General features: G+C 66.0%; 15 protein-coding genes. 10 read left to right on the top strand and 5 right to left on the bottom strand.

The window, feature by feature from the left end; translation table 11 throughout:
• Positions 1-8 precede the first annotated feature (8 nt).
• The 5 genes from argB to dapE all read left to right on the top strand — a co-directional run bounded on the left by argB (position 9) and on the right by dapE (position 5,984).
• Positions 9-914: an acetylglutamate kinase gene (gene argB, locus CXZ10_RS08560; protein WP_101288736.1), complete on the top strand. Its 906-nt coding sequence runs from the start codon at positions 9-11 to the stop codon at positions 912-914.
• Entirely contained in the window at positions 914-1,609 is a 696-nt protein-coding gene (locus tag CXZ10_RS08555; RefSeq protein ID WP_101288735.1) for a pyrimidine 5'-nucleotidase, read from the top strand. Before argB ends, CXZ10_RS08555 begins: the two co-directional genes overlap by 1 nt.
• A 116-nt stretch (positions 1,610-1,725) precedes the next feature.
• Positions 1,726-3,537 carry a DEAD/DEAH box helicase gene (locus CXZ10_RS08550; RefSeq protein ID WP_101288734.1) on the top strand — a complete coding sequence of 604 codons (1,812 nt, stop codon included), beginning with the start codon at positions 1,726-1,728 and terminating at the stop codon, positions 3,535-3,537.
• 323 nt (positions 3,538-3,860) lie between these two features.
• Complete coding sequence (gene dapD / locus CXZ10_RS08545; RefSeq protein WP_101288985.1) at positions 3,861-4,724, top strand: 2,3,4,5-tetrahydropyridine-2,6-dicarboxylate N-succinyltransferase; 864 nt, start codon at positions 3,861-3,863, stop codon at positions 4,722-4,724.
• A 72-nt stretch (positions 4,725-4,796) separates the two neighbouring features.
• On the top strand, positions 4,797-5,984 hold the full coding sequence (gene dapE, locus CXZ10_RS08540; protein WP_101288733.1) for a succinyl-diaminopimelate desuccinylase: 1,188 nt from the start codon (positions 4,797-4,799) through the stop codon (positions 5,982-5,984).
• A gap of 34 nt (positions 5,985-6,018) precedes the next feature.
• Here dapE and glgB read toward each other — a convergent pair whose 3' ends face one another.
• Both glgB and recD2 read right to left on the bottom strand, forming a co-directional pair.
• Positions 6,019-8,265: a 1,4-alpha-glucan branching protein GlgB gene (glgB, locus tag CXZ10_RS08535; RefSeq protein ID WP_101288732.1), complete on the bottom strand. Its 2,247-nt coding sequence runs from the start codon at positions 8,263-8,265 to the stop codon at positions 6,019-6,021.
• A gap of 261 nt (positions 8,266-8,526) precedes the next feature.
• Positions 8,527-10,710 carry an SF1B family DNA helicase RecD2 gene (recD2, locus tag CXZ10_RS08530; protein ID WP_101288731.1) on the bottom strand — a complete coding sequence of 728 codons (2,184 nt, stop codon included), beginning with the start codon at positions 10,708-10,710 and terminating at the stop codon, positions 8,527-8,529.
• A 131-nt stretch (positions 10,711-10,841) separates the two neighbouring features.
• Here recD2 and CXZ10_RS08525 point away from each other — a divergent pair, with 131 nt between their 5' ends.
• The gene (locus CXZ10_RS08525; RefSeq protein ID WP_101288730.1) at positions 10,842-12,425 is read left to right on the top strand and encodes an OpgD/OpgG family glucan biosynthesis protein; all 1,584 of its coding nucleotides are present in this window, start codon (positions 10,842-10,844) and stop codon (positions 12,423-12,425) included.
• A gap of 45 nt (positions 12,426-12,470) precedes the next feature.
• Here the strand turns inward: CXZ10_RS08525 and truA are convergent, their stop codons facing one another.
• The 3 genes from truA to def all read right to left on the bottom strand — a co-directional run bounded on the left by truA (position 12,471) and on the right by def (position 14,780).
• Positions 12,471-13,208: a tRNA pseudouridine(38-40) synthase TruA gene (gene truA / locus CXZ10_RS08520; RefSeq protein ID WP_101288729.1), complete on the bottom strand. Its 738-nt coding sequence runs from the start codon at positions 13,206-13,208 to the stop codon at positions 12,471-12,473.
• Between the two features lie 5 nt (positions 13,209-13,213).
• Entirely contained in the window at positions 13,214-14,146 is a 933-nt protein-coding gene (gene fmt, locus CXZ10_RS08515; protein WP_101288728.1) for a methionyl-tRNA formyltransferase, read from the bottom strand.
• A gap of 115 nt (positions 14,147-14,261) precedes the next feature.
• The gene (def, locus tag CXZ10_RS08510; protein WP_101288727.1) at positions 14,262-14,780 is read right to left on the bottom strand and encodes a peptide deformylase; all 519 of its coding nucleotides are present in this window, start codon (positions 14,778-14,780) and stop codon (positions 14,262-14,264) included.
• 182 nt (positions 14,781-14,962) lie between these two features.
• On the opposite strand from def, the gene CXZ10_RS08505 reads away from it, so the two are divergent.
• The 4 genes from CXZ10_RS08505 to CXZ10_RS08490 all read left to right on the top strand — a co-directional run bounded on the left by CXZ10_RS08505 (position 14,963) and on the right by CXZ10_RS08490 (position 19,039).
• Positions 14,963-15,904 carry a 2-hydroxyacid dehydrogenase gene (locus CXZ10_RS08505; protein WP_101288726.1) on the top strand — a complete coding sequence of 314 codons (942 nt, stop codon included), beginning with the start codon at positions 14,963-14,965 and terminating at the stop codon, positions 15,902-15,904.
• A gap of 268 nt (positions 15,905-16,172) precedes the next feature.
• A complete protein-coding gene (locus tag CXZ10_RS08500; protein WP_101288984.1) occupies positions 16,173-17,273 on the top strand; it encodes an ABC transporter substrate-binding protein in 1,101 nt (366 codons plus the stop codon).
• A gap of 105 nt (positions 17,274-17,378) precedes the next feature.
• The gene (locus CXZ10_RS08495; RefSeq protein ID WP_101288725.1) at positions 17,379-18,260 is read left to right on the top strand and encodes an ABC transporter permease; all 882 of its coding nucleotides are present in this window, start codon (positions 17,379-17,381) and stop codon (positions 18,258-18,260) included.
• Complete coding sequence (locus CXZ10_RS08490; protein ID WP_101288724.1) at positions 18,257-19,039, top strand: ABC transporter permease; 783 nt, start codon at positions 18,257-18,259, stop codon at positions 19,037-19,039. The genes CXZ10_RS08495 and CXZ10_RS08490 overlap by 4 nt, the downstream gene beginning before the upstream one ends.
• The last annotated feature ends 15 nt before the right edge of the window (positions 19,040-19,054 follow it).

Genomic DNA, 19,054 nt, shown 5'->3' with positions numbered 1-19,054 from the left:
AGGCCGCCATGACCACATCCACGACCGAATCCGCCGAAGCGATGCTGTCGCGCGCCCGCATCATCTCGGAGGCGCTGCCCTACATGCAGCGCTATGACGACAAGACCATCGTGGTCAAATACGGCGGCCACGCCATGGGCGATCCCGATCTCGCCCGCGCCTTCGCCCGCGACATCGTGCTGCTGAAGCAGTCCGGCATGAAGCCGATCGTCGTGCATGGCGGCGGACCGCAGATCGGTTCGATGCTCGACAAGCTCGGCATCAAGAGCGAGTTCAAGAACGGCCTGCGCGTCACCGACCGCGCCACCATGGAAATCGTCGAGATGGTGCTGGCCGGTTCGATCAACAAGCAGATCGTCTCGGCGATCAACGCCGAGGGCGGCAGGGCCATAGGCCTCTGCGGCAAGGACGGCAATCTCGTCACCGTCGAGAAGGCGACGCGCACCATGCGCGATCCGGACAGCGAGATGGAAAAGGTGATCGACCTCGGCTTCGTCGGTGAGCCCAAGGTGGTGAACCCGGCCGTGCTCGACATGGTGGCCAAGGAGGATCTGATCCCCGTGGTGGCGCCCGTCGCCCCCGGCGTCGACGGAGAGACCTACAACGTCAACGCCGACACCTTCGCCGGCGCCATCGCCGGTGCGCTGCACGCCGCACGCCTGCTGTTCCTGACCGACGTGCCGGGCGTGCTCGATCGCGACGGCCACCTTCTCAAGCAGCTGACGCGCGCCGAGGCGCAGGCGCTGATCGCCGACGGCACCATTTCCGGCGGCATGATCCCCAAGGTGGAAACCTGCTTCGACGCGCTGAAGCGCGGCGTCGACGCGGCGGTGATCGTCAACGGCAAGACGGCGCATGCCGTCCTCCTGGAGATCTTCACCGAGACCGGCGCCGGTACGCTGATCCGCCGCTGATGCCGACCGGAAAGGTGCCCGCCGGCGACGATCTCTCGGTCTTTGCTGGCGTTCGGGACTGGATCTTCGACCTCGACGACACGCTCTATCCGCCGGAGAGCGGCGTTTTCACGGCCGTGATGGGCCGCATCCGTGCCTACACGGCACGGGCGACCGGCCTGACTGCCGCGGACGCTGCCGCCCTTCAGAAGGAATACGCCGCCCGTTACGGCACGACGCTTCGGGGGCTCATGGAAGAGCACGGTGTCGACCCCGCCGATTTTCTTGCCGACGTCCATGCCATCGATCGTTCGGCGCTCGTCCCGGACGCGAGGCTCGCCGAGGCGCTGTTGCGCCTGCCGGGCCGCAAGTTCATCCTGACCTCGGGCACCCATGCCCATGTCGGCGAAACGCTCGCCTGCCTTGCCATCGCCGACCGGTTCGATGGCGTCTTCGACATTGCCGACGCCGACTATCTGCCGAAGCCGGCAGAGGCGACCTATGCCGCCTTTCTCGACCGCTTCGCCATCAAACCGGTCACCGCGGCGATGTTCGAGGATGCGCCGCGCAATCTCGTCGTGCCACGGGCCCTCGGCATGCGCACGGTGCTGGTGACCGGGCGGCAAGCGCCGCCACCGGCATCGCCGGATGCCGACTTCATTACCGCCGACCTGTCCGGTTTCCTCTCCCGCATCATTGATGCGCTTTCCGGCTGACGAGCCATGCGCCACGAGGGGTGGCGAAATCGAGCCTTCGCCTGTATGACAAGGCTTCGCTTTTTCCGCGCTGTGCCGGCCTCCGCCGCTGCTCGCGCGCTCCTCCCAGGAAGCTAATGTCCTTTTCTCAAGCTCATCCCGCATTGGCACGGGCGCTCGCCGCCCGTGGCTATGCCGATCCGACCGCCGTCCAATTGGCCGTCACCGCGCCGGAACTCGCCGGCGCCGACATGCTGGTGTCCGCCCGAACCGGCTCGGGCAAGACCGTTGCCTTCGGCATGGCCCTCGCCGAGCGCCTGCTCGGCCCGGCTGAGATTTTCGCGGCGGCCGGAAAGCCGCTCGCGCTCGTCGTCGCGCCGACCCGCGAACTGGCGCTGCAGGTGACGCGTGAGCTCACCTGGCTCTATGGCGAAACCGGTGCCCGCCTCGTCTCCTGCGTCGGCGGCATGGACCCGCGCCGCGAGCAGCGCCAGCTCGCGCAGGGCGCCCATATCGTGGTCGGCACGCCCGGTCGCCTTTGCGACCATCTGGACCGCGGCAACCTCGACCTGACCGACGCGGTCGCCGTGGTGCTCGACGAAGCCGACGAAATGCTCGACCTTGGCTTCCGCGAAGACCTCGAAAAGCTGTTGGGCGCCGCCCCGGCCGACCGCCAGACCTTGCTCTTCTCGGCGACGCTTCCAGCCGACATCGTCCGCCTCGCCCGCGACTTCATGCGCAAGGACGCAGCGCGCGTCGATGTCGCCGAAGATGGCGAGGTCCACGCCGACATTGAGTACCACGCCGTTCGGGTCTTTCCGCATGAGATCGAGAAGGCGGTGGTCAATCTGCTGCGATTCCACGATGCGGCCACCTCGATCGTGTTCTGCGGCACGCGCGAGGGCGTGAAGCGCCTCACCGGTGCACTTCTGGAGCGCGGCTTCTCGGTGGTGGCGCTGTCAGGCGAAATGGGGCAGGGCGAGCGTAACGAGGCGCTGTCGGCCCTGCGCGACGGACGAGCCCGCGTTTGCGTCGCCACCGACGTGGCCGCGCGCGGCATCGACGTGCCCGATCTCGGCCTCGTCATTCACGCCGACCTGCCGCACGACAGCGAGGTGCTGCTTCACCGCTCCGGCCGGACCGGCCGCGCCGGGCGAAAGGGTGTTTCCATCCTGCTCGTGCCGTCCACCCGCCGTCGGCGGGCGGAAAGCCTGCTCGCCGGGGCCGGCATCGAACTCTTTTCCGAGGCGGCGCCGTCGGCCGACGCCATCCGGCGGCTCGACGAGGAGCGCCTCCTTGCCGATCCGCTTCTCTCGGAGGAAATGGGCGAGGACGAGCGCGCCTTTGCAAGCCGCCTCGCCGAAGGACGGACGGCGGAGGAACTGGCCGCCGCCTTCGTCCGCCTTGCGCGTACCCGTCTGCCGGCGCCCGAAGAAATCAGCGATCCGGTGGAGCGCAAGCCGCGCCGCACCGACGCCCCGGACCGACCGATGGTGCGGGAGACGGTGGACTTCACCGGTTCTGCCTGGTTCCGCCTGTCGGTCGGCCGCCGCGACGGCGCCGAGGTGAAACGCGTTCTGGCCTTCCTCTGCCGCCAGTCCGGCCTCAAGGGCCGCGACTTCGGCGCCATCCGCCTCGCCGATGGCGAGACATTTGCCGAGGTGGCTCCCGGCGGTATTGCTGCCATGGAACGGCTCGCCGCTGCCGGCAATGACGAGAATGTGCGCATCTCCCGCGCCGATGGCCCTCCGGTGGCGCCGCCTGCCGGTCCGCGCAAGGACAAGCCACGGCGGAACGACGATCGGTTCAAGGGCGATGATCGGCCCAAGGGCAAGGCGAAGCCGCCGTATAAGGAGCCTTCGCGCGATGGCAAGCCGCCCTACAAGGAGGCGCCGCGCGACGGCAAGCCACCCTACAAGGCCAAGAAAAAGGACCGAAAGGCCCATTGACCGGCCGGGCAACGCCAGTCCGACGCGGTGGCGTGATATTACTTATTCGGCAGGCCTGCGGCGATCGCAGCGCCTGCCCTCGTTGAGTAACACTGCCCTTCGCACGCCTCCGGATAAGTGCAGGGCTCGGCGTAAGATATTGAATCGGCGGATATCTTCATAGTCTGGCTAGCCCGGCTTGCTTCACCTTCTCCGCCGGCTGGCAACTACCCGGACCGAAAACGATCTGTCCCGGAAAACCGCTGCTTTTGTTGCGTGATCAGGGCAAAACCCCTAAAGCACGAAACCGATGCCAATCCTGCATGGCCCATTCGGAGATCAACATGACCGAGACTGCCGCCACGGCCGCCTATGCCGACCTCGCCGCCATCCTCGACGCCGCCTGGGAGGACCGCGCCTCCGTCTCGCAGGAGACGAAAGGCAAGGTGCGTGACGCCGTCGAAGCGGCGCTCGATCTGCTGGACGGCGGCAAGGCACGCGTCGCCGAGAAGATCGGCGGCGAGTGGGTGGTCAACCAGTGGCTCAAGAAGGCGGTGCTGCTGTCCTTCCGCTTGACGCCCACGGCGCTGATCTCGGGCGCCCCCGGCGGCGCGTCCTGGTGGGACAAGGTGCCCTCGAAGTTCGAGGGCATGGACGCCGCGGCCTATGAGGCGGCCGGCTTCCGCGCCGTGCCGGGCGCCATCGTCCGCCGCTCGGCCTATATCGCGCCGGGCGCGGTGCTGATGCCCTCCTTCGTCAACCTCGGCGCCTATGTCGATACCGCAACCATGGTCGACACCTGGGTCACCGTCGGCTCCTGCGCCCAGATCGGCAAGAACGTTCACCTCTCGGGCGGCGTCGGCATCGGCGGCGTGCTGGAGCCGATGCAGGCCGGTCCGACCATCATCGAGGATGATTGCTTCATAGGCGCCCGTTCCGAGGTGGTCGAGGGCGTTGTCGTCGGCGAGGGCTCGGTCATCTCCATGGGCGTGTTCATCGGCAAGTCGACCAAGATCATCGACCGCGCCACCGGTGAGATCCACATGGGCAAGGTGCCACCCTACTCGGTGGTGGTCTCCGGCTCGATACCCGGCAAGCCGATGCCCGGCCAGGACTGGGGTCCGTCGACCTACTGCGCCGTCATCGTCAAGAAGGTTGACGCCAAGACCCGCTCCAAGACCTCGATCAACGAGCTGCTGCGCGACTGACCTGAAGATCAATCCGTGCTATCCGAACGGCCGGCGGGAAACTGCCGGCTGTTTGCATTCGAGGACAAGGATATGCCCCACGATCCCGTCGCCATTGCCCGCGACCTCCTAATGTGCCCGTCGGTGACGCCAACTGAGGGCGGGGCGCTCGCTTTCCTCGAAAGTCTGCTGATGCCGGCCGGGTTCCAGGTGGACCGCCCCGTCTTCAGCGACGAAGGCACGCCCGATGTCGAGAATCTCTTTGCCGGCATCGGTGCCGGCAACCGTCACCTCACCTTCGCCGGCCACACCGACGTGGTACCGCCCGGCAAGCTTGACCTCTGGAGCCACGGCCCGTTCGCCGGTGACATCGAGAATGGCAAGCTCTACGGTCGTGGCGCCGTCGACATGAAGGGCGGCATCGCCGCCTTTGCCGCCGCCGTCCTCGATTTCGTCGAGGACAATGGCCGCGACTTCGGTGGCCGCATCTCCTTCCTGATCACCGGCGATGAGGAGGGGCCGTCGATCAATGGCACCGTGAAGCTCCTCGACTGGGCGTCAAAGCGCGGCGAACGCTTCAGCCATGCCATCGTCGGCGAACCGACCAATCCCGGCGCCCTCGGCGACATGATCAAGGTTGGCCGTCGCGGCTCGCTGTCCGGTTTCGTCAAGCTCCGGGGCGTGCAGGGCCATGTCGCCTATCCGCACCTCGCCGACAATCCGTTGCGTGTGGCGCCAGCGGTCATCGCCGCGCTGATGGACCCGCCGTTCGACACCGGCAACGAGCGCTTCCAACCGTCCAACCTCGAGGTCACCTCGGTCGAGACCGGCAACCGCGCCACCAACGTCGTCCCGGCCGAGGTGGAGATCGCCTTCAACATCCGCTTCAACGACATCTGGACGGTCGAAGCGCTGCACGAGGAGATCAAGGGAAGGGTCCGGCGGGCAGTTGAAGCCGCTCCATTGCGCACCGGGCGGCCGACCCCGCTTGCCTATGAGCTGATCTTCGAACCGACCAACGCGGTGTCCTTCCTGACCCACGACGCCACCCTGATCGGTGGCCTGTCGGACGCCGTCGAGGCGGTCACCGGCCGCCGGCCGGAACTCTCCACCACCGGCGGCACGTCGGACGCCCGCTTCATCAAGAACTACTGCCCGGTCGTCGAGTTCGGCCTCGTCGGCCAGACCATGCACAAGATCGACGAACACGTGGCGCTTGATGACCTTCATCGCCTGAAAGCGATCTACCGCGCCTTCCTGGATCGCTACTTCGCAGAATGAGGGAGGCCTCGAAGGCCTCCCGTCTTGCCGAGCCTCAGCTCTTCGCCTTGGCCTTCTTCGCCGGCTTTTCTTCGGCGGCGGGCGCTTCGCCGTCCCAGCGCAGGATGACGACGGCGAGCGGCGGCAGGGTGAGGTCAAGCGAGAAGTTCATGCCGTGGCTCGGGGCATTGTTGGCAGCGAGCCGTCCCTTGTTGCCCATGTTGGAGCCGCCGTAGATCTCGGCGTCGGAGTTGAACACCTCGCGCCACCGGCCGGCGCGCGGCACGCCCAACCGGTAGCCTGAACGCGGCACCGGCGTGAAGTTGCCGACCACGAGGCAAGGCGCGTCATTCTCGAAGCCCCAGCGCATGTAGGCCAGCGTCGACTGCTCGTTGTCGTCCACCACCACCCACTGGAAGCCCTCCGGATCGAAGTCGCGGGCATGCAGCGCCGGTTCGGCCCGATAGAGCGTGTTGAGGTCGCGCATCAGGCGCTGGACGCCAAGATTGCTGGCGCGGCTCTCCAGCCAGAGGTCGATGGTGCCGTCGTGGTTCCACTCGCGCCCCTGGGCGATCTCGTTGCCCATGAAGGACAGCTTCTTGCCGGGATGGGTCCACATGAAGGCATAGTAGGCACGGATGTTGGCAAACCGCTGCCAATCGTCACCGGGCATGCGGCCGAAGATCGAGCGCTTGCCGTGCACAACCTCGTCGTGGCTGAGCGGCAGCACGAAGCGCTCGGAATAGGCATACATCAGCGCGAAGGTCAGCTGATTGTGGTGGTACTTGCGATGGACGGGCTCGAGCGAGAAATAGTCGAGCGAGTCGTGCATCCAACCCATGTTCCACTTGTAGGTGAAGCCGAGGCCTCCATCGGCAAGCGAGGCGGTGACGCCTGGCCAGGCGGTGGATTCCTCGGCGATCATCAGCGCATCCGGCACCTCGTGGGCTATGACGCCGTTGAGATGCTTGATGAAGGACACCGCTTCCAGGTTCTCCCGGCCGCCATACTTGTTGGGGATCCACTCGCCGGGCTGGCGCGAGTAGTCGCGGTAGAGCATCGAGGCCACGGCATCGACCCGAAGGCCGTCGATATGGAAGCGCTTCAGCCATTCCAGCGCCGACGCCACCAGGAAGCCGATCACCTCGGTGCGGCCGAAGTTGTAGATCAGCGTGTTCCAGTCCTGATGGAAACCCTCGCGCGGATCCTGATGCTCGTAGAGCGGCGTGCCGTCGAAGCGGGCGAGGCCGTGGGCATCGGTCGGGAAATGCGCTGGCACCCAGTCGAGGATCACGCCGATGCCCGCCTCGTGGCAGGCGTCGACGAAGCGGGCGAAGTCGGTCGGCGAACCATAGCGGGCGGTCGGCGCGAACAGGCCGAGCGGCTGGTACCCCCAGGAACCGCCGAACGGATGCTCCATGATCGGCAACAGCTCGATATGGGTGAAGCCCATATGCTTGACATAGGCGACCAGATGCTCGGCGAGGAAGCGCCAGGTGACGGGCTTGCCGTCCGGCCGCTGCCAGGAGCCGGGATGCACCTCGTAGACCGAGAAGGGCGCGGTCTTCGACTGGAAGGCGGCGCGATTGCGCATGAAGGTGGCGTCGTGCCACTCGAAGGGCTTGGGATCGGCGACGATGGAGGCCGTGGCCGGGGCCAGCTCATACTGACGGGCGACCGGATCCGCCTTGTCGGGCAGAAGCTCGCCGTGGACGCCGATGACCTCGTATTTATAGGCCTCGCCTATGGGAAGGCGGGGAATGAACAGTTCCCAGACGCCGCACTCGCGACGGAGCCGCATCGGGTGGCGGCGGCCATCCCAGGAGTTGAAGTTGCCGACCACCGACACGCGCCGGGCATTGGGCGCCCAGACGGCGAAACGCACGCCGGGCACGCCGCCAACCTCGGTGACCACGGCGCCGAGTGTCTCGGTGAGCTGGCGATGCTGCCCCTCAGCCAGCAGGTAGACATCCATCTCGCCGAGCAACGGGCCGAAGGAGTAGGGATCCTCCGCTTCGTGGCTGCCGTTCGGCCACTCGACACGCAGCCGGTAGAGGCCCGGGTCACCCTGGGCAAAGGCCACCCATAGGCCGCCTTCCACGTGCTGGAAGTCGGCAAGCTTGCGTCCGTCGGCGGCAATCAGCGCGATGGCGCGGGCGTTCGGCTTGAAGGTCCGGATGACGGTGCGCGCGCCCGATACTCGATGCGGCCCCAGAAGCGCGAAGGGGTCGCCATGGGTTCCCTCGGTGATCGCCCGGACCGCACCGTCCGTCAGTCCCTCACGCAACCCGAGATCCACCATCGACCCGCCTCCCGAATTCGATCGTTGTGTCCAGACGTTACGCGTAAGCACCAGCAAGGGCAAATGGCTTTCTGACCAACCAAAGTGGTGGTCTTGGCCCCTGGCCGGCGGAGCACGATGCCGGAACCGCGCAGCAAATGAACCATCGGCCGCAAAGCCGATCGCCGGAGGTCAACCTTTCAGAAGGAAGATGGTTCACCCCGTTTCCAAAGTTGCCGGCCAAGGGTCGAGGAAATGCCTGGGAAACGCCTTCACCCCAGATCAGCCCGACAGCATGGACTTCAGACGGGTGAAACGGCGGCGGATGCGATCTCCCGAGAGCGCCATTTCGAGCGCCCGCGGTTCGGCGACCAGAACGACCAGTTGCCGGCCACGCGTCGCCGCCGTGTAGAGGAGGTTGCGTGCCAGCATGATCGCATGGTCACGCAAGAGCGGAATCACCACCGCCGGATATTCAGAGCCCTGACTCTTGTGGATGGTGATGGCATAGGCGCGCGTCAGCGCCTCAAGATCCTCAAGACCGTATTTCACGTCGCGTCCATCGAAGGCCACGACGATTTCGTCCTCCTTCTGGCGGATGCGCTTGAGAATGCCGAGATCGCCGTTGAAGACGTCGCGATCGTAGTCGTTTTCGATCTGCATCACCTTGTCGCCGGTGGCATAGGTCTGCCCGAAGCGCTCGATGCGGTCGAGCGGCGCGCCGTTCAGGAGCTCGGCGAGGCGATCGTTGAGGTTGCGCGCGCCGCAGATGCCCTTTTGCATCGGCGTGATCACCTGCACGTCGCGCATCGGGTCGAGGCCGAAGCGGCGCGGGATGCGGTTGCCCACCACCTCCAGGATCTTGCCAAGCGCGTCATCGGCGCCGCGCGCTTCGATGACGTAGAAGTCGGCCAGCTCGCCGGACGGCGGCGGTTCCGGCCATTCCCCGCGGTTGATGCGGTGAGCGTTGACGATGATCCGGCTTTCCTCGGCCTGCCGGAAGATCTCGGTCAGCCGAGCGACCGGCACCAGGCCTGAGGCGATGACATCGGCGAGCACCTGGCCCGGGCCGACCGACGGCAGCTGATCGACGTCGCCGATCAGGATCAGCGCGGCGTTGAGCGGGATGGCTTCGACGAGCGCCGCCATCAGCGGCACGTCGACCATCGACGCTTCGTCGATCACCACCACTTCCGCTTCGAGCGGTTCCGATGCCGAGCGCTTGAAGCCGCCAGTGGTCGGATCGATTTCGAGAAGGCGGTGGATGGTCTTCGCCTCGCGGCCGGCCTGTTCGGCCATGCGGCGGGCGGCGCGGCCGGTGGGCGCGGCGAGTGCCACCGTGAGCTTGGCCGTCGCGATGGTGGCCAGCAGTGCCTCGAGCAGCGTCGTCTTGCCGACGCCGGGGCCACCTGTGATCACCGACACCTTGGCGCCGGCCACCAGCGCCAACGCGTCGCGCTGCGACGGGCTGAGCTGCATGCCCTTCCGCGTCTCGAACCGCTCGACGGCGGCGTCGACGTCGATCTTGCCCCAGGGCGGCCGTCCCTCGGACAGCGCCTTCAGGCGGCTCGCGACGGACCGCTCGAAGCGGGCGAGGCGGCGAACGGCCAGAAAGGCGGTGCCGTCGATGTCGAAGGTCTCGACATCACCTTGGGCAATCGCCCCTTCCACCTCGGCGGCGACGGCGTCGGCATCGACACCCAGAAGCCGCTCGGCCCTCTCCAGCACATCGGCACGTGGCACGGCGGTGTGGCCGTCGTCGGCGGCACTCTCGATGGCGTGGGATATGCCGGCCCGGATACGCTCCGGTGCAGCGCGGTTGATGCCGAACTTCTCGGCGATCTCGTCGGCGCCGGCAAAGCCGATACCGCGGACCTCCCGGGCAAGGCGATAAGGATCCTCCTCGACCAGCTTCACCGCCTCCGGTCCGAGTACCTTCCAGATGGCGACGGCGCGCGCCGTGCCAATGCCCTTGTCCTGGAAGGCGATCATGACGTCCTTCACCGCCTTGCGTTCGCGATAGCTCTCGGCGATGCGGGCCGCGGTCTGCTTGCCAAGGCCCGGCACGGTGACGAGCCGCATCGGCTCATTCTCGATGACGTCGAGCGCCTTGGCCCCGAACACCTGCACGATGCGCTCGGCCATTGCCGGTCCGACACCGGAAATGAGGCCGGAGCCGAGGAAGCGCACCACCGCGTCCTTGCCGGTCGGTTCGTGGGTATCGATGCGGTCGGCGCGGAACTGCAGGCCGTGGACCTTGTCGGTCATCCACTGACCCTCGGCGTCGATCTTTTCGCCCGCCGCCACCGTGGGAACGTGGCCGACGACCGCCACCGGATCCTTGCGGCCGCGCACGCGCACTCTCAACACCGAGAAGCCGTTTTCCTCGTTGTGGAAGGTAACGCGCTCCACTGTGCCGGTGAGTCGCTCGAACAACCGCTCAGATGGTCGGGAATCATCAATCATCTCACCAGTTATGCAGTGTTCCACTACTGTTCGTCGAGCCTCGATCGGTTTATGTATGCGCCCGTCGCGCCTCGCCCCGGTTTAGCCGGCAACGGCGCTGCCTTGCCTCTTCGTCGGAGTGTAACCCTTCCATGTCGTCCGAGCTTACCCGCCGTGACCTTCTGGCCGTGCTGGCCGCCCTTGGTCTGGTCCCGAGCCTTTCCGTGACCGAGGCTCTCGCCGTCGAAGCGTCGACCCGGCTCGGCAAGCCGAAGCCCTTCTCCTTCAGCAAGCTGATGAGCGCCGCCAAGGAACGAGCCGCCGCAGCTTACGTGCCGGAGGTGCCGCGCGCGTCCGAGGGGCTGGAAGCCATCGATTACGACAGGCACTGGCAGATCAAGTTCAAGGACGATCACACCGTCCAGGCGGCCGGTGGCAAGGCGCCGCTGCGCTTCTTCCATCTCGGCCGCTACTTCAAGCTGCCGGTCGGCATCTATCTCGTCGACGGCGACAAGGCGCAGGAAGTGCTTTACACGCCCGATTATTTCGACATCCCCGAGGGCAATCCGGCGGCCAACCTGCCCGGCGACATCGGCTTTGCCGGCTTCCGCGTCATGGACGAGACCGGTCAGCGCGACTGGCTGGCCTTCCTTGGCGCCGCCTATTTCCGGTCGTCGGGTGCGCTCGATCAATACGGCCTGTCCGCTCGTGCGCTGGCCATCGACGTCGCCATGCCGACGCCGGAAGAGTTCCCCCGCTTTACCAACTTCTACTTCGGCGCCTCCAAGGAGGGCCAGTTCGCCATCTACGCCGACCTCGAGGGGCCGCGCGTTTCGGGTGCCGTCCGCTGGGATGTCAGCCGCGACAAGGACCGGACGGTGGTCATGGACATGGCCGTGCGCTTTTATCCGCGCGAGGACATCGCCCGCTTCGGCGTGGCGGCGCTCACCTCGATGTTCTGGTACGACGAGACCAACCGTCAGCGGGCGCCCGACTGGCGGCCGGAGATCCACGATTCGGACGGTCTCTCCATTTGGAACGGTGCCGGCGAACGCGTCTGGCGGCCGCTCAACAACCCGGTCAACGTCATGACGTCGACCTTCGTCGACAAGAACGTCAAGGGCTTCGGCCTCTGCCAGCGCGACCGCGACTTCAACAACTATGAGGACGACGGCGTCTTCTATGAGAAGCGCGCGACGGTATGGGTCGAGCCGAAGGGTGACTGGGGCGACGGCGCCGTGCAACTCGTCGAGATCGCCACCGACGACGAGATCCACGACAACATCGTCGCCTACTGGTTGCCGGCGGCACCGGCCAGCAAGGGCAGCGAGATCGCCTTCGACTACCGTCTCACCTGGGGCGTCGACGAGCCGCATCCGGCCCCGGTCGGCCGCGTCTTCTCGACGCGTCTCGGCTTCGGTGGCGTGCCCGGTCAGGCCCGTCCGGCCGGTGTCGTCAAATACGTGATCGACTTCGACGGCGGCGACCTCAAGAGTTACGATCAGTCGTCGGGTGTCGAGGCGGTGGTGTCCGCGTCCTCCGGCTCCATCTCGGGCGTCTATACGCTGCCGGTGGTGGGGACCACGCGCTGGCGTGCCGTGTTCGATTTCAAGGGTGACGGCCCAAACCCGGTGGACATGCGCCTCTATCTTCGCGCCGGCGACAAGACGCTGACCGAGACCTGGCTCTACCAGCACCTGCCCACCACCTTCACCTGGCCGGCGGGACGGGCGTAAGCCGATTTCAAATAGGGAGGGGAGGAGGCTTCCCGCCCTTCTCAGTCAGTAGTCCACCTTCATCAGGCACAGGCCCTCCGGGGGCGCCACCGGCGCGCAGGCGCGGCGATCGGCGGCCTCCAGCGACGCCCTGAGGTCGTTCACCGTCCAGCGGCCATCGCCGACCTTCCTCAACCCACCGACCATCGATCGCACCTGATTGTGCAGGAACGAGCGCGCCGAGACCAGGAAGTGTATCTCGCCGCCGGCTTCGACGACGTCGAGCTGATCGAGCGTCTTGACGGGGCTCTTCGATTGGCAGTCCGAGGAGCGGAAGGTGGTGAAATCGTGCCGGCCAAGCAGGACCTTGGCGGCATCCGCCATGCGCCCGACGTCGAGCGGCACCGGAACGTGCCAGACCAGATGGCGCTCCAGCGTCGGCGGTGCCCGCCGCACGAAGACGCGATAGCGGTAATGCCGCCTCACGGCCGAGAAACGGGCGTCGAAACTCTCCGGCACCTCGTCCGCCGCCACGATGGTGATGGCGTGCGGGCGGAGATGCACGTTGCCGGCGTCGCGGATGGTATCGGTGCGCAGCGTCTTGCCGATATCGAAGTGGCAGACCTGACCGAGCGCGTGCACGCCGGCGTCGGTGCGGCCGGCGCCCTTCAGAACCACCGCCTCGCCGGTGAAGCGGAGGATCGCCTTTTGCAGGTGATCCTGGATGCCGGTTCCTTCGGCCTGTGACTGCCAGCCGGAAAAGCCCGTGCCGTCATATTCGATGAGCATCCGGTAACGGGGCATGACGGTCAGCCGAACCGGAAGCCGGCGCCGAGGCGGGCGCCGCGCGCGAAGTCGGCAAAGGCCATCGCTTTCGAACCGGCCCGCTGCACGGTGACAAGACGCACGGCCCCCTCACCGCAAGCGACGAAACCGTCAGGTGACAGCAGCGTTCCCGGCAGGTCGGAGCCCTCGGCGCGCTCGCTGCGGAGGAGCTTAATCCGCTCCTCGCCCTTGCCGAGATCGGCGGAGAACCAGGCGCCGGGGAAGGGCGAGAGGCCGCGCACATGGTCGTGGACCGCCCGGCCGGGAAGCCCCCAGTCGACGCGGGTCTCCTCGTTGGTGATCTTCGAGGCGTAGGTGACGCCCTCTTCGCCCTGCGGAACGAAGGCGATCGACCCGTCTTCGATCTTGCCGAGTGCCTCGGCCATCAGCGCGGCGCCCAGGGGCGACAGCGCGTCGTGCAACTCGCCGGCCGTCATGTCCGGGCCGATGGTGACGCGGGCGGTCAGCGCCACCGGTCCGGTGTCGAGCCCTTCCTCCATCTTCATGACCATGACGCCGGACTCCAGGTCGCCGGCCATCACGGCACGATTGATCGGCGCGGCGCCGCGCCAGCGCGGCAGCAGCGAGGCATGCAGGTTGAGGCAGTGGAGGCGCGGGGCGTCGAGCACCGGCTTCGGCAGCAGGAGCCCGTAGGCGACGACAACGGCTACGTCGGCGTTGTGGGCGGAAAAGGCTGCCTGTGCCTCCTCGGATCTCAGCGTCTTCGGCGTCAGTACCGGAATGCCCAGCGTGTCGGCGCGGACATGCACCGGCGAACGGCGGAGATCCATGCCACGCCCGGCCGGTTTCGGCGCGCGCGTATAGGCGGCGACCACCTCATGCCCAGCCGCGACGACGGCGTCGAGCACCGGCACCGAGAAGTCCGGCGTTCCCATGAAGACGACCCTGAGCGGCATGGCGATCCTGCGGCAGTTGTTCTGCCGGCGTTTCATACCATGCGGATGGCGGCGTCAAGCGTTGGGGCCGAGATAGACGCTTAAGCGATCTCGCGCTGCCTATTAGCGAGGGGAACTAAATTCTCGCCTTCTCCTTGGCCGCCTTGACGAACTTCTTGGTGACGCGGTCGCGTTTCAGCTTGGAGATGTGGTCGATGAACAGCACGCCGTCGAGGTGGTCGATCTCGTGCTGCAGGCAGGTGGCGAGCAGGCCGTCCGCCTCCAACTCCTCTGGTTCACCGGCAAGGTTGGTGTAGCGGACGCGAATCCGGGCCGGCCGCTCGACTTCCTCATAGTAGTCGGGAATGGAGAGGCAGCCTTCTTCGTAGACCGACAGATCCTCGGATTTCCAGAGGATCTCCGGATTGACGAAGACGCGTGGCTCCTTGGCAGCCTCGTCGTGCGACACGTCGATGGTGATGAGGCGGGTCATCTCGCCGACCTGCACGGCAGCAAGCCCGATACCGGGCGCCGCGTACATGGTCTCGAGCATGTCCTCGGCGAGCTTGCGGGTGCCGTCATCGACACGGGCGATGGGCGCCGAGGCCAGACGAAGCTGCGGAGCGGGAAGGATGACGAGAGGGCGTGTTGACATGAAAAGTCAGATACGCACGGCAGCAATTCCCGTCAATAGCGACCATCCGGGCATTTTCCGGAGACTGTAAGGTGTCGGGCCGAGCTGCGCATCGCCGCCTTACAACTGCGAGCAGGCTTGGCTTGCCATCCCGTGGGCCAGCCGGGCAAGGTGAGTCATCTTCTCTTCATCCGGGAATCGCCATGACCATTCTTGTCGCCGTTCGGGGCTGGAAGCCCGATCATTGGATCCATGCCCTGCGCGAGGTCGCACCCGATCGGAGTGTGGTGCTGCCCGGCGACGATTTCGATTCCTCCAGCGTCCGCTATGCCCTCGTCTGGAAGCCGGAACCGGGCTACCTCAAGACGTTCGAGAAGCTGGAGGTGATCTTCTCACTAGGCGCCGGCGTCGACCATCTGACCACCGACCCCGATCTGCCGGATCTGCCCGTCGTCCGCATCGTCGACCCGGACCTCACGGGACGAATGACCGAATGGGTGGTGCTGAACGTGCTCCTGCATCATCGCCGCCATGCCCATTACGCTGCGGCGCAGACATCGTGCAGTTGGAAGCCGCTCCGCCAATGGGCGGCTGGTGCCGTTCGGGTCGGCATCATGGGGCTTGGCGAGCTTGGGCGCGATGCGGCGCGCGCGCTCCTGGCACTGGGGTTCAACGTCAGCGGCTGGAGCCGGACCGAAAAGCGTATGGAGGGCGTCGACTGCTTCCATGGCAGAGAGGGCCTCGCTCCCTTTCTCGCCCGGACGGATATCCTCGTGTCGTTGTTGCCGCTGACGGCGGAGACCGAGAACCTGATCGATCGCTCCGTCATTGATGCCCTCGCAAAGGATGGGCCGCTCGGCGGGCCAGTCATCCTCAACGCCGGCCGCGGTCGGTCGCTGGTCGAAGCAGACCTGCTCGACGCGTTGAACGACGGGCGACTGAGGGGGGCGAGCCTCGACGTCTTCGCAACCGAACCATTGCCGCCGGAGAGCCCCCTCTGGGGCGCCCCCAACCTCTTTATGACGCCGCATGTGGCAGCGGAAAGTGATCCGGTGGCACTCAGTCGCTATGTCCTGGGAGAGATTGTCGCTTACGAGGCCGGCCAACCGCTTCGCCATCTCGTGGATCGCGGCAAGGGCTACTGAGGCAATGCGGAAAGCGGTTAGGCGGCGAAAAAGGCAGCGTCGCTAAAGGCCTGTCAGAATTGACGGCACTCACAACAAACTGTCATATAAGTAAGGTAACTAAGAACGCGGAGACGGCGAACCTTTCCCGGACCGCTCGCGGCATCCCGGATCGGTGCGCCATCTAAATCGCGCGAGGCTTGCGTCCCTTCATTGCGGAAGGAAGCCGGCCGTTGCCGAAGAGTGGGAAATCCGGGTGCCGGGGCGCCTGGCCAACAGGGGAATCGTCATGTCGTTCAAGTTGTTTCTCGCGTCGACCATCGCCGCGCAGGCCGTCCTGTGTGCTGCGCCGACGTTTGCTGCTTCGCTCGATGATCTCGTCGCTGCCGCCAAGAAGGAAGGCAAGCTGACCACCATCGCTCTGCCGCACGACTGGTGCGGCTATGGCGCCGTCATCGAAGGTTTCAAGGCCAAGTATGGTCTCGAGGTCAACGAGCTCAATCCCGATGCCGGTTCCGGCGACGAGATCGAGGCGATCAAGGCCAACAAGGGCAACACTGGCGATCAGGCCCCCGACGTGATCGACGTCGGCCTCAGCTTCGGCCCGTCGGCCAAGGCCGAGGGCTTGCTGCAGCCCTACAAGGTGTCGACCTGGGATACCATTCCCGAGACCGCCAAGGACGCCGAGGGCTACTGGTATGGCGACTACTATGGCGTGATGTCGCTCGGCATCAACAAGGATCTCGTCAAGGACAGCCCGGCCGACTGGGCCGATCTCATGAAGCCCGAGCTTGCCAACGCCGTGGCGCTGGCCGGCGATCCACGCGCCTCGTCCCAGGCCATCTCGGCGGTCTTCGCGGCCGGCCTGTCGGCCGCCGGCGGCGATGTCGCCAAGGCGGGCGAAGCCGGTCTCGGCTTCTTCAAGGATGTCGTCGCCAAGGGTAACTTCGTGCCGGTAATCGGCAAGTCGGCTTCGCTCGCTCAGGGCACCACCCCGATCATCGCCGCCTGGGATTATAACCTCCTGTCCTGGCGCGATACGCTGGCCGGCAACCCGCCGATCGACGTCGTCGTGCCGAAGACCGGTGTCGTGGCCGGCGTCTACGTTCAGGCGATCTCCGCCTATGCGCCCCATCCCAACGCCGCCAAGCTGTGGATGGAATACCTCTATTCCGACGAAGGTCAGCTCGGCTGGCTGAAGGGCTACTGCCATCCGATCCGCTTCAACGACCTCGCCAAGAACGGCAAGGTGCCGCAGGAGTTGCTCGACAAGCTGCCGCCGGCCGAGGCTTACGCCAGCGCCGTCTTCCCGACGCTCGACGAGCAGGCGGCCTACAAGGAAACCATCACCAAGAACTGGGACAGCGTCGTCGGCGCCGACGTCAAGTAAGACCCGGCGCGGCCTGACGGCCGCCTGTACCCGATCCCTCGATACCGCCCTCCGGCCTGTGCCGGGGGGCGGTTTCCGCGATCGTCGATCCGGATAGCGAGCAGCATGGCTTCCAACGCTTCACCCGCCAGTCTTCCCCGTCCACGCGTGCCCTGGGCCGTTGTCGGGGTCACGCCGTTCATGGCCTTTGCCGTGCTGTTCCTGATCCTGCCGACCCTGTTCCTGGTGGTCGGTGCGTTTCAGGACAACGAAGGCGGCTTCACGCTTTCCAACCTCGGCAAGCTGTGGACCCCGACCATCCTGTCGTCCTACTGGATTTCCATCAAGGTGTCGGTCGCCTCGGCGGTGATCGGTGCGGCAATCGGCGCCTTCATCGCTTATGCGGCGGTATCCGGCGGCCTGCCGCGCTGGATCCGCCCGACCATCATGACCTTCTCCGGCGTCGCTTCGCAGTTTGCCGGCGTACCCTTGGCCTTCGCTTTCCTGGCGACGCTCGGCCGCCAGGGGCTGGTGACCATCTTCCTTTCGTCGGTCTTCGGGCTCAACATCTACGCCCAGGGTTTCAACCTTCTGTCCTTCTGGGGGCTGACGCTCACCTATCTCTACTTCCAGATCCCGCTGATGGTGCTGATCGTCACCCCGGCCATCGAGGGGCTCAAGAAGGAATGGCGCGAGGCGGCCACCATCCTCGGCGCCTCCACCTGGCAATACTGGCGTCATATCGCCGGTCCGGTGCTGCTGCCGAGCTTCCTCGGCGCGGCGCTGCTGCTGTTCGCCAACGCCTTCGGCGCCATCGCCACGGCCTATGCGCTGACCGGCTCGTCGCTGAACATCGTCACCATCCTGCTCTATGCGCAGATCCGCGGCGACGTGTTGCACGACCAGAACCTCGGTTACGCCATCGCCTTCGGCATGATCGTCATCACCGGCCTGTCGAACCTCTGCTACATCCTGCTCCGCGTGCGTAGCGAAAGGTGGCTCAAATGAAGACCGACCGTCTCGGCCACTGGCTCGCCATCCTGATCGGCACGCTGTATTTCCTGGTGCCGCTCGCCGCCACCTTCGAGTTCTCGCTGAGAAAGCTCCGGGGCGTCTACAGCTTCGAGGCCTACCGTGTGGTGCTGGCCGACCCGCAGTTCCAGTCGTCCTTCACCTTCTCGGTCGGCCTTGCGGTGGTCACCATCGTCTTCGGCATGGCGATCATCGTGCCGATGGCCTATTTCGTCGAGTTGAGGCTCAGGAAACTCAGGCCTTTCGTCGAGTTCGTGACGCTGCTGCCGCTGGTGGTGCCGGCCATCGTCATCGTCTTCGGCTATCTCCGGCTCTACAACTCGTCGAGCCTCCTGCCGCTGACCAACTCCTCGCTCGGCACCAACTTCCTGCTGACCTGCGGCTACGTGACCCTGGCGCTGCCCTACATGTATCGGTCCATCGAGACCGGCCTCCGCTCCATCGATGTCAGGACGCTGACCGAGGCCGCCGAGAGCCTCGGCGCATCCTCGGGAACCATCATCTGGCGCATCATCCTGCCCAACATCCGGTCGGCCATGCTGTCGGGCGCTTTCCTGACCTTCGCCATCGTCATCGGCGAGTTTACCTTCGCCAGCCTGCTCAATCGACCCGCCTTCGGCCCCTACCTCCAGCTCATCGGCGCCAACCGCGCCTACGAGCCGGCGGCGCTGGCCGTCATGGCCTTCATGATCACATGGGCCTGCATGGGCATCATCCAGGTGATCTCCCGCAATGCCGCTGCCGCCCGCCCCTGACCCGGCCCAACCCGC

This window comes from Pleomorphomonas diazotrophica (assembly GCF_002844595.1).
GTDB classification, from domain to species: domain Bacteria; phylum Pseudomonadota; class Alphaproteobacteria; order Rhizobiales; family Pleomorphomonadaceae; genus Pleomorphomonas; species Pleomorphomonas diazotrophica.
This window is presented reverse-complemented; position numbering and strand designations above follow the sequence as displayed.